The 9,602-nt window shown below is 74.9% G+C and carries 10 protein-coding genes; 5 read left to right on the forward strand and 5 right to left on the reverse strand.

Annotation, left to right across the window (positions count from 1 at the left end; all coding sequences use genetic code 11):
* Positions 1–1,903: helix-turn-helix domain-containing protein (locus AB0K34_RS44810; RefSeq protein ID WP_364554612.1), on the reverse strand; the 1,903-nt coding region annotated here is incomplete at its 3' end.
* Positions 1,900–2,388 (reverse strand): hypothetical protein, encoded by a 489-nt coding sequence (locus AB0K34_RS44815; protein WP_138640635.1) that lies wholly within the window; start codon positions 2,386–2,388, stop codon positions 1,900–1,902. The genes AB0K34_RS44815 and AB0K34_RS44810, both read right to left, overlap by 4 nt.
* Before the next feature lie 190 nt (positions 2,389–2,578).
* Here AB0K34_RS44815 and AB0K34_RS44820 point away from each other — a divergent pair, with 190 nt between their 5' ends.
* Together AB0K34_RS44820 and AB0K34_RS44825 are read left to right on the forward strand one after the other, a co-directional pair.
* Positions 2,579–3,244, forward strand: coding sequence for an MBL fold metallo-hydrolase (locus AB0K34_RS44820; RefSeq protein ID WP_138640634.1), 666 nt, complete (start codon positions 2,579–2,581; stop codon positions 3,242–3,244).
* 34 nt (positions 3,245–3,278) lie between these two features.
* Positions 3,279–3,911 carry an ATP-binding protein gene (locus AB0K34_RS44825; protein WP_301175208.1) on the forward strand — a complete coding sequence of 211 codons (633 nt, stop codon included), beginning with the start codon at positions 3,279–3,281 and terminating at the stop codon, positions 3,909–3,911.
* Here the strand turns inward: AB0K34_RS44825 and AB0K34_RS44830 are convergent.
* Positions 3,904–4,542 (reverse strand): hypothetical protein, encoded by a 639-nt coding sequence (locus AB0K34_RS44830; protein WP_138640632.1) that lies wholly within the window; start codon positions 4,540–4,542, stop codon positions 3,904–3,906. The genes AB0K34_RS44825 and AB0K34_RS44830 overlap by 8 nt on opposite strands.
* Before the next feature lie 155 nt (positions 4,543–4,697).
* Here AB0K34_RS44830 and AB0K34_RS44835 point away from each other — a divergent pair, with 155 nt between their 5' ends.
* The 3 genes from AB0K34_RS44835 to AB0K34_RS44845 are packed head-to-tail and all read left to right on the forward strand — an operon-like array spanning position 4,698 to position 7,255.
* A complete protein-coding gene (locus AB0K34_RS44835) occupies positions 4,698–5,783 on the forward strand; it encodes an S-(hydroxymethyl)mycothiol dehydrogenase (protein ID WP_138640631.1) in 1,086 nt (361 codons plus the stop codon).
* Entirely contained in the window at positions 5,783–6,427 is a 645-nt protein-coding gene (locus tag AB0K34_RS44840; RefSeq protein ID WP_138640630.1) for an MBL fold metallo-hydrolase, read from the forward strand. Before AB0K34_RS44835 ends, AB0K34_RS44840 begins: the two co-directional genes overlap by 1 nt.
* Before the next feature lie 51 nt (positions 6,428–6,478).
* Positions 6,479–7,255, forward strand: coding sequence for a hypothetical protein (locus AB0K34_RS44845; RefSeq protein ID WP_364554616.1), 777 nt, complete (start codon positions 6,479–6,481; stop codon positions 7,253–7,255).
* On the opposite strand, the gene AB0K34_RS44850 is transcribed toward AB0K34_RS44845, so the two are convergent.
* Together AB0K34_RS44850 and AB0K34_RS44855 are read right to left on the reverse strand one after the other, a co-directional pair.
* Entirely contained in the window at positions 7,252–8,844 is a 1,593-nt protein-coding gene (locus AB0K34_RS44850; protein ID WP_138639897.1) for an adenylate/guanylate cyclase domain-containing protein, read from the reverse strand. The two genes, AB0K34_RS44845 and AB0K34_RS44850, sit on opposite strands and share 4 nt — an antisense overlap.
* A 74-nt stretch (positions 8,845–8,918) precedes the next feature.
* Positions 8,919–9,413: a helix-turn-helix domain-containing protein gene (locus tag AB0K34_RS44855; protein ID WP_138639896.1), complete on the reverse strand. Its 495-nt coding sequence runs from the start codon at positions 9,411–9,413 to the stop codon at positions 8,919–8,921.
* Positions 9,414–9,602 lie beyond the last annotated feature (189 nt).

The following is a 9,602-nucleotide window of genomic DNA, read 5'->3' on the forward strand; positions in this document are numbered from 1 at the left end:
CGGGACCCGCGCGCCGCCGCTGCGCCGCCTGCCGCTCGCCGTCGGAGTCCTCGCCGAGGCCGCGCTCGCGGGCGAAGTCGCGCAGCAGGTCGTGCATGCGGTAGCGGCCGGGGCCGACGTCCTGCACGAGGTACGCCTGCCGGAGGCCCTCCAGGCACTCGCGGGCCTCGTCCGCCGTCCGGTCCTGGAGGGCGGCGAGCGCGGCGGGCGTGAAGTCGGGGCCCGCGACGAGCCCGAGGCGGCGGAACGCCTCCCGCTGGTCGCGGCGCAGGCTCCGGTAGGCGACGTCGAACGTCGGGTCGACGACGGCGCTCAGCCCCGGCCCCGGCGTCCCGGGCGGGGCGCCGCCGGGGGCGTCCCGGGCGGCCAGCTCGCGGACGGTCCCGGCGATCGACTCGCCGGGGTTCTCGGCGAGCCGGCCGGCGATGACGCCGAGCGCCAGCGGCAGGTGCCCGCACTCGCGGGCGAGCCGCTCGACGGCCCGGTGCTCGTCGCGGACGCGGGCGTCGCCCGGCCCGAGGACGTTGGCGATGAGGTCCACCGCCTCCTGCGTCGCCATCTCCCGCAGCTCCAGCGTCCGGACGTCGGCGCCCTCCAGCAGCGCGGGCAGCCGCCGCCGGCTCGTCACCACCACCAGCCCGGAGGCGACCGCCGCCAGCAGCGGCCTGACCTGCTCGGGCTGGACGGCGTTGTCGAGGATCAGCAGCATCCGCCGGCCGCCGAGCAGCGACCGGCACTGGGCCGCCAGCTCGTCCTCGGTGCGGGGCAGCTGGTCGCCGGGGACGCCGGCGGCGCGCAGCACCTGCCCCATCGCCTCCGCGGGCGTGACGGGGCTGCGGGTCGTGCCGCGCAGGTCGGCGAACAGCGCGCCGTCGGGGAACCGGTCGGCGACGCGGTGCGCCCAGTGCAGCGCCAGCGTCGTCTTGCCGACCCCCGCCATGCCCTGGACGACGACCGCGCGCGGCCACACCGACTGGCCGACGAGCAGGTCGAGCTTGCTGAGGCTGACCGCCCGTCCGGCGAAGAAGGGGTTGTCGGCGGGGAGCCGCACCGCGGTGGGGCGGCCGCCCGGCGGCTCCAGCCGCACCGGCTCGCGCGCCGCGATCGCGGCGTCCCCGGCGGGCTCGGCGGGACGGACGGGCGCGGCGCCGGCGGCGGGCCACTCGTCCCCCCAGGGGCTGGCGGCGCGGCGCAGCCGCTCGACGTCGAGCACGGTCAGCGGCCGGGGCCGCTGGTGCAGGATGCCCTTGGCACGCCAGGACCGGAACCACCGCACGAGCGTCTCGCGGGAGATCCCCGCCCAGTTCGCCAGCTCGGCCTGGCTGAGCTTGAGCGGGATCCGCGTCCCGTCGCCGGGGCCGGGCTCGCCGAACCGGTGCGCCAGCTCCAGCAGGTGGTAGGCGAGGCGCTGCGGGTGGTCGGCGGCGCGGACCGCGTGGCGGCGGCCGCCGAAGGTGACGCTCTCGGAGATCGCGTGCATCATCGCCTCGGCGACCCGCGGGTTCGCCGCCAGCAGGCTGCGGAACGTCGCGCGGTCCACGCGCAGCGCCGCGACGTGGTCGAGCGCGGCGACGCTGCCGCGCTGCGGATGGCCCCACGGGCCGAGGAAGCCGACCAGGTCCCCGGCCCCGAACAGATCGATGATCGACTCGTCGCCGTCGCTGGAGTCGACGAACTCCTTGGCGACCGCGTTGCTGGCCGCGCGCGGCGACGCCTTGAACACCACGTACACGGCGGGGGCCACCGACCCCTGGTGGCACAGCATCCCGCCGGGCGGGATGTCGGTGCGGCGGCCCATGGCGCGCAGGGCCTGCCGGTCGGCGGGGGCGAGCCGGTCCCAGAAGCTGCCCGGCCGGACGTCCGGCACGTGGTCGATCTGCCCGAGGTCGGTCAATCCGGTCACCCGCCCGCCATCGCCGCCGCCAGCGTCCAGAAGAGGAACAGCACGGAGGTGGCCGCCGCCCAGGCGACGGCCTGCCAGGACAGCTCGCCGCAGCGGTGCGCGGCGGCCAGCAGCCGGCGCAGCTCCGCGTCGCGGACCCGGTCCTCCAGCGCGACCGCGGACCCGAACGGCGTCCACGGCACGCCCGGGTCGACGGGCGAGCCGGTGCGGGCGCGGACCTCGCCGAGCACCGCCAGCAGCGTGCGGCGGGACCGGGCGGCGTACCCGGCGGAGACCGCGAACGCGCCGGCGAGCACCGGCAGCAGCGCCAGCGCGGGCAGGCCGGGCGGCCCGGCCGCGAGCCGGGACGCGGTCCCGGCGAGCACGAGGGCGAGGAACACCGCGGCGACGGCGGAGTCCCTGCCGCTGAGCCGGACCAGCTCGCAGGCGTGCCCGAGGAGGTCCTCGGGCTTCTCCCTGTCCGGTCCGGGACGGAATGCGGTCACCAACGCTTCCACCGTCCTCACGCGTCGAACCTGATCTTCCAGTTCCCATGGTGCGGTGGCAAGCGGGAGATTTCCGTCCGCCCGCGCACGGTTCGGCTGCGTCTGGCGACTCATTCCGTCGGCGGGCCCGGCGCGCCGTCCGCCGCGCGATGATGGAAGATGGTCTCCGCACCACCGACGGGGAGGACCCATGACCTACACCGGGAACGTCGAGACCGGCGGGCGCCCCGACACCCGGGAGCTGCCCGGGCTGTCGGTCACGAAGGTGAGCGTCGGCCCGTACGACAACAACGCCTACATCCTGCGGTGCACGGCGACGGGCGAGCGGCTGCTGATCGACGCGGCGAACGAGGCGTCCCGGCTGCTGGAGCTGGTCGGCGACGGCCCCCTCACCCGCGTCGTCACCACCCACCGCCACCAGGACCACTGGATGGCGCTGAGCGAGGTGGTGCGCGCCACGGGCGCCCCGGTCGCCGCGCACCCCCGCGACGCCGACGCGCTGCCCGAGCCGGTCGCCGAGCCCGTCGAGCACGGCGACGCGATCCGCTTCGGGCGGGTGTCCCTCGACGTCATCCACCTGCGCGGCCACACGCCGGGCTCGATCGCGCTGCTGTACGACGCGGGCGGCGAGCTGGCCGACCGCCCGCACCTGTTCACCGGCGACAGCCTCTTCCCGGGCGGCGTCGGCAACACCTGGGGCGACCCGACGCGGTTCAAGCAGCTGCTGTCGGACGTCGAGGAGCGCGTCTTCGACCGCCTGCCCGACGCCACCTGGTTCTACCCCGGCCACGGCAAGGACTCCACGCTCGGCCGCGAGCGGCCCTCGCTCCCGGAGTGGCGCGCGCGGGGATGGTGACGTCCGGCCCGGAACAAGCGGTGCGGGGTGTTCGTTGGCCCCTTCACCACCGGGCCGAGACCAGGAGACGACCATCCACGAACTCCACGAGGTGGATCCGGGGCCGGCGCTGCGCTACCCGGCGGGCTCCCTCGTGCTCGTCGCCGGCCTGCCGGGGGCCGGCAAGAGCACCCTGCTCGACCGGCTCTACGGGCTGCGCGGCGACGAGACGGCGCCGGTGCCCGCCGGCGGCGCGCTGGTGATCGACTCGCGGCAGTCCCGCAACTGGTGGGCGCGGTTCCTGCGCCCCCTGCCGGTCCGGCTGCGCACGCCGCTCGTCCACGCGACGCACGTGTGGCGCATCGGGCGCGCGGTCCTCGCCGGGCACGGCGTCGTCGCGCACACCCGCGGCACCTGGCCGCACATCCTGCACCTGTTCGCCTGGCTGGCGCGGCGGCGCGGCGGCCGGCTGCACCTGATCCTCATCGACGTCGCCCCGGAGACGGCCCGCGCGGGCCAGTTCGCGCGGGGCCGCGTCGTGACGTCCGCGACGTTCAACCGGCACTGCCGCCGCTGGGGGCCGATCGTCGACCGCGCCCGCGGCGGCGACCCCCTGCCGCCCGCCGCCGGCGTCACCGTCCTCGACCGCACGGCCGCCGACAAGCTCCAGGCCATCCACTTCACCTGAGGGCGGCGAACCAGCGGACGGCCTCGGCGGTGCCCGCGAGGTTGGAGCCGAGGTGGCGGGAGCCCCCGTAGAGCGTGTCGTCCAGGTCGACGACGTCGACGCGGGCACCCCGCCGCCCGAACGATACGGCGCAGTTGTCGGTGTTGGCGGTCACCGCCTGCTCGTCGGCGGCCATCTTGGAGAGCCGGACGGGGACGCGGGGAGTCCAGGCGGTGCAGACCTCCGCGTCCACGCGCAGCGCCTCGGCGAAGGTGCCGGACGGGTCGCTCAGCAGGTCGAGGCCGCGCGGTTTGAGGAGTTCGTCGAGCGTCCCCGGAAGGCCCTTTAGCATCACGGGGCCGGGGGTCGTGCCGTCGAAGTACTTCTCGACGCGGTCCGCGTACTCGTCCTCGAACACCTCCGACGGCGTCCGGTATATGCCGCCGTAGACGCGGTTCCAGGACGTGAGCAGGTACGCGGTGTAGAGGCCGAGGTAGTCGGGCGCGACCGCCGCGAACCCGGCGGCGGCGTAGGTGACGGCGGGCCCCGCGCCCCATACAGTCGCCCGACGGCGAGGGGCCGGGACGGCGGTCGCGGTGACCGCGGCGGCGGCCAGGAACGCGGCGGTGAGCCGGATCGTGGTGCGTGTCATGGCGGCCAGCCTCCCGTCCGGCCGGACGCACCTCGCGCACGCGGACGATCTTGCTCCTCATACCCGCGGGGTGTTCCGCCGAGCAGAAGGGTGCGGGCGGGGCATCGGGGAGGCGGATAGGGTCGTGGAAGATCCAGAGGACGGAGGCGGCAAGGATGGCGCAGCAGGTACGCGGGGTCGTGGCACCGGGCAAGGGGCAGCCGGTGCGCATCGAGACGATCAACATTCCGGACCCGGGGCCCGGGGAGGCGGTCGTCCAGGTGCAGGCGTGCGGGGTGTGCCACACCGACCTGCACTACCGCGAGGGCGGGATCAACGACGAGTTCCCGTTCCTGCTCGGGCACGAGGCCGCCGGGATCGTCGAGTCGGTCGGCGCCGGGGTCACCGAGGTGGCGCCGGGCGACTTCGTGGTCCTGAACTGGCGGGCGGTGTGCGGTCAGTGCCGGGCGTGCCTGCGGGGCCGGCCCTGGTACTGCTTCAACACCCACAACGCCGCCCAGAAGATGACCCTTGAGGACGGCACCGAGCTGTCGCCCGCGCTCGGGATCGGCGCGTTCGCCGACAAGACGCTGGTGGCGGCCGGTCAGTGCACGAAGGTCGACGCGGCGGCCAAGCCCGAGGTGGCGGGGCTGCTCGGCTGCGGCGTGATGGCCGGGCTCGGCGCGGCGATCAACACCGGGCAGGTGGGGCGCGGCGACACGGTCGCGGTCATCGGCTGCGGCGGCGTCGGCGCGGCGGCCGTGCTCGGCGCCCGGCTGGCCGGCGCCGCGAAGATCATCGCGGTGGACCTGGACGAGCGGAAGCTGGCGACGGCGTCCGAGCTCGGCGCGACGCACACCGTCAACGCCGAGGAGGCGGACGTCGTCGAGGCCGTCCGGGAGCTGACCGGCGGGTTCGGCGCGGACGTCGTCGTCGAGGCGGTCGGCCGCCCGGAGACCTACGAGCAGGCGTTCTACGCGCGCGACCTCGCCGGGACGGTGGTGCTGGTCGGGGTGCCGACGCCGGAGATGAAGCTGGAGCTGCCGCTGCTGGACGTGTTCGGGCGGGGCGGCTCGCTGAAGTCGTCCTGGTACGGCGACTGCCTGCCCTCGCGCGACTTCCCGATGCTCATCGACCTGTACCTGCAGGGGCGCCTGGACCTCGACGCGTTCGTGTCCGAGACGATCGGGCTCGGCGACGTGGAGGCGGCGTTCGAGAAGATGCACCACGGCGACGTGCTGCGCTCGGTGGTGCTGCTCTGATGGCGCAGCCTGCGCCGCGGGCGCGCATCGACCACATCGTCACGTCCGGGACGTTCTCCCTCGACGGCGGGACGTGGGAGGTCGACAACAACGTCTGGATCGTCGGCGACGACGACGAGGCCATCGTGATCGACGCCGCGCACGACGCCGAGGCGATCGCGGCGGCGGTCGGCGGCAGGCGGCTCGTGGCGATCGTGTCCACGCACGGGCACGACGACCACATCGACGCGGCGCCCGCGCTGCGGGCCGCCACGGGCGCGCCGATCCTGCTGCACCCGGACGACCTCATGCTGTGGAAGCAGCGGCACCCCGGCGAGGACCCCGACGGCGAACTCGCCGACGGGCAGGTCGTCACGGTGGCGGGCACGGAGCTGACCGTCCTGCACACCCCGGGGCACAGCCCCGGCGCGGTCTGCCTGCACGCCCCCGAGCTGGGCACGGTGTTCTCCGGCGACACGCTGTTCAACGGCGGCCCGGGCGCGACCGGCCGGTCGTTCTCCGACTTCCCGACGATCATCACCTCGATCCGGGAGCGGCTGCTGACGCTGCCGGCGGAGACGACCGTCCGCACCGGGCACGGAGACTCCACCACGATCGGCGCGGAGGCCCCGCATCTGGACGAGTGGATAGCCCGCGGGCACTGACCGGGATAAGGTCCCCGGTGGTGGGCGGGCGTCCCGAGCCGGGAGGGTGCGATGCGGCGCGCGGTACCGGCGGCGCTGATGCTGTGCGGCGCGCTGGCTGGATGCGGCGCGCTGGCGGGATGCGGCCAGGACGCCGAGGGGGCGGCGGGCTACGTCCCGCCGCCGGCCGCGCCCGCCCCGGCCAGCCCCGCCCCTTCCGTGCCTGCTCCGACTGCGCCCACCCCGGCCGTGCCCGCCCCGGCCGTGTCGGCGCCCGCGTCCGCCTCGGTGCCGCTGGGGCGGCCGGGCGGATGGCGCGTCACCACCTACTACACGGCGCTTGAGAGCCTCTACGACGGCAAGCGCAAAGCCGTCCGGGGCTGCACGCGGTTCCACTGCTCGCACGGCAAGGAACCACTCGGCTCCTACCCGGAGGACTTCCTGAAGGTCGTCCAGATGGAGGGCAGCGGCCGCATCACCGCCGGGCCGCAGCGGGGCCGGTACCTGAACTGGTCGCACAGCGTCGGGTTCTGGCTGGACGACACGACGCGCGACTCGCAGGGCCGTCCGCTGAAGGCGTGGGCGTCGGCGGCGGCCGACAAGTCGGTGCTGGCGCGGGGGCAGCGGTTCGCGATCGTCGGCTGCGGCGAGGACGCGCACGGCCGCCCGATCGAGGGGCCGGTGTGCGAGGCGTTCCGCGAGGCCCGCTGGACGGTCACCGACCTGTTCCGCCCCGGCTACGGGGGCGAGAACCACGCCGACGTCTACATCGGCGAGGAGAAGGGGTCGCGGCTGTCGGAGTCGCCGTTCTACACGACGCTGAACCGCGCCACCCTCGGCTCGTCCTAACTGGTGACGCGCTCGGGCTCGCAGGGCGAGGCGAGCCGCGTGGCCTGCGTCCGCCCGCGGAGGGTGACCTCCTCGCCGATGAGCCAGTGCTCCTTCTCGTCCGGGTCGGCCTGGTCCACGAGCGAGCCCGCCGCGAGGACGCGCTCCTCGGTGCCCTTGGCCAGGTCGGTGAGGCGGGCGGCCTCGTTCACCGGGTCGCCGATCACCGTGTACTCGAAGCGCTCCTCGGCGCCGATGTGCCCGGCGACGGCCTCCCCCGCCGAGACGCCGATGGCCGCCGCGAGGTCGGGGACGTCGGCGCGCAGCCGGGCGGCCAGCTCGCGGGACGCGGCGAGCGCGCGGCTCGGGGCGCCCTCCAGCGGCAGCGGCGCCCCGAAGATCGCGAGCGCGGCGTCCCCCTCGAACTTGTTGATCCATCCGCCGTGCGCGCCGATGACCTCGACCACGACGGCGAAGAACTCGTTCAGCAGCCGGACGACCTCGGCGGGCGGCCGGTCGGCGGCGAGCCGGGTGGACCCGATCAGGTCCACGAAGATCACCGCGACCTCGCGCAGCTCGCCGCCGAGGTCGATGCCGCGCTCGACGGCGACGCGTGCGACGTCCGCGCCGACCTGCCGGCCGAACAGGTCGCGGAGCCGCTCGTGCTCGCGCAGCCCGGCGGCCATGTGGTTGAACCCGGCCTGCAGCAGCCCGACCTCGCTGGCGTCGTAGACGGGGACCTCGACGTCCAGGTCGCCGCGCTGCACGCGGGCGAGGCCGGCCCGCACCGACTCGACCGGGTCGGCGATGGCGCGGGCGGCGGTGTAGGTGACGCCGAGCCCGACGAGCAGCGCGATGCCGCCGAGCGCGAGCACCGCGACCGCGAAGTCCCGCACGGTGATCTTCGCGATGAGGAAGCTGCCGATCGCGAGGGTGATCAGCCCGAGGATCGGGACGCCGGTGCCGAGCGCCCAGGCGAGCACCGAGCGGGCGACGACGCCGGGCAGCCCGGTGCGGCTCGGCACCTCGCTGCGCAGCGCGGTGGTCACCGCGCGGCGCAGCAGCCGCTCGGTGAGCAGGTAGACGATCGTGCAGGTGGTGAGGCCGCCGAGCAGGCTCGTCAGGCCGAGCTTGACGGCGAGCAGGCCGGAGAACGGGGCGTTGATGACGACCCAGCCGACCGTCCCGATGCCCCACAGCGTGAGGTGCAGGGCCATCAGCCGCAGCGGCCCGTACAGCAGCAGCGCGCGCTCGTGCCGGTCGGGCTCGCCGTGCCGCTCGACGAGGCGGCGCACGCGGCGGAAGAACCGCTCGCCGAGCAGCAGCCCGACGGGCACGGCCGCGGCCACGTAGGCGGTGAAGACGCTCAGGTTGATGAGCCGGAGCCGCTCGGAGACGTGCCCGACCGGGTCGGGGACGACGACCGTGAACGCGAGCACGACGAGCGCGCCGCCGAGGTTGGCGAGGCCGGTGGCGATCGTGACGAGGACGCGGGCGCGGCGGGCGATCCGGGCGCGCGAGTCGCCGGGGGCGCCGTCGATGAACCGCCACAGGGGACCGAAGATGATCCGCCTGGGCCGGGGCGCAGGCGTCGCCTTCTCGGTCTCCATGGGCGTGCAGGTTATCCGGTCATAACTCGCATATCCCCGTCCGGAACGCGCGATCTCGGCGAGGGATTGCTCACTCAGGTGCGAATCGGGTCGAGCATCCGGTGCGGCGAGCGCAGCACCAGGCTGACCGGGTCGGTGCGGCGCCGGACGCCGGGACCGGCGTGGATCTCCAGTTCCTCCGGCCGGACCGGCCGCTCGCAGGCGGCGCACATCCCGTCCGGCCCGATCCGGGTGCCGCAGCCGGCGTGCAGGAACACGCGGCACGCCTCGGCGGACAGGTGGTCCTCCGCCCAGCGGGCGAGCGTGTGGACGACCGGCCACAGCTCCCGGCCCGCCTCGGTGAGGACGTAGTCGTGCTCGTCCTTGGCGAGGACGCCGGCCTCCACGAGCGACTGGAGGCGCGCCGACAGCACGGCGCGCGGGATGTCGAGGTGCACGAGGAAGTCGCTGAACCGGCGCACGCCGTAGAAGGCGTCCCGGACGATCAGCAGCGTCCAGCGCTCCCCCACGACCTCCAGCGCGCGGGCCAGCGAGCAGTCCTGCGCCGCGTAGTCCTTGCCGAGTGCCATGCGTCCCACATTACCCGCCAGGTAGTTCATTGACCGAACCACGCGTGCTACCGTAGCGCGGCATTCAGTTCGTTCACTGAACTTGATCGGAGATCGCATGACGACCCTGGCCAAGTCCGCCTCCTGGTCGCCCTCCTGCGTCTGGGAGGCGCGCTCGGCCTCCACCCGCTTGCGGTAGTACTCGATCTC

Source organism: Actinomadura sp. NPDC049382 (genome assembly GCF_040677125.1).
Taxonomy (GTDB): domain Bacteria; phylum Actinomycetota; class Actinomycetes; order Streptosporangiales; family Streptosporangiaceae; genus Spirillospora; species Spirillospora geliboluensis.

Coding starts and splice junctions, on each gene's coding strand:
- AB0K34_RS44850 (WP_138639897.1), bottom strand. CDS start 8,844: ATGGAGACCGAGAAGGCGACGCCTGCGCCCCGGCCCAGGCGGATCATC.
- AB0K34_RS44855 (WP_138639896.1), bottom strand. CDS start 9,413: ATGGCACTCGGCAAGGACTACGCGGCGCAGGACTGCTCGCTGGCCCGC.
- AB0K34_RS44840 (WP_138640630.1), top strand. CDS start 5,783: ATGGCGCAGCCTGCGCCGCGGGCGCGCATCGACCACATCGTCACGTCC.
- AB0K34_RS44835 (WP_138640631.1), top strand. CDS start 4,698: ATGGCGCAGCAGGTACGCGGGGTCGTGGCACCGGGCAAGGGGCAGCCG.
- AB0K34_RS44820 (WP_138640634.1), top strand. CDS start 2,579: ATGACCTACACCGGGAACGTCGAGACCGGCGGGCGCCCCGACACCCGG.
- AB0K34_RS44845 (WP_364554616.1), top strand. CDS start 6,479: ATGCGGCGCGCGGTACCGGCGGCGCTGATGCTGTGCGGCGCGCTGGCT.
- AB0K34_RS44830 (WP_138640632.1), bottom strand. CDS start 4,542: ATGACACGCACCACGATCCGGCTCACCGCCGCGTTCCTGGCCGCCGCC.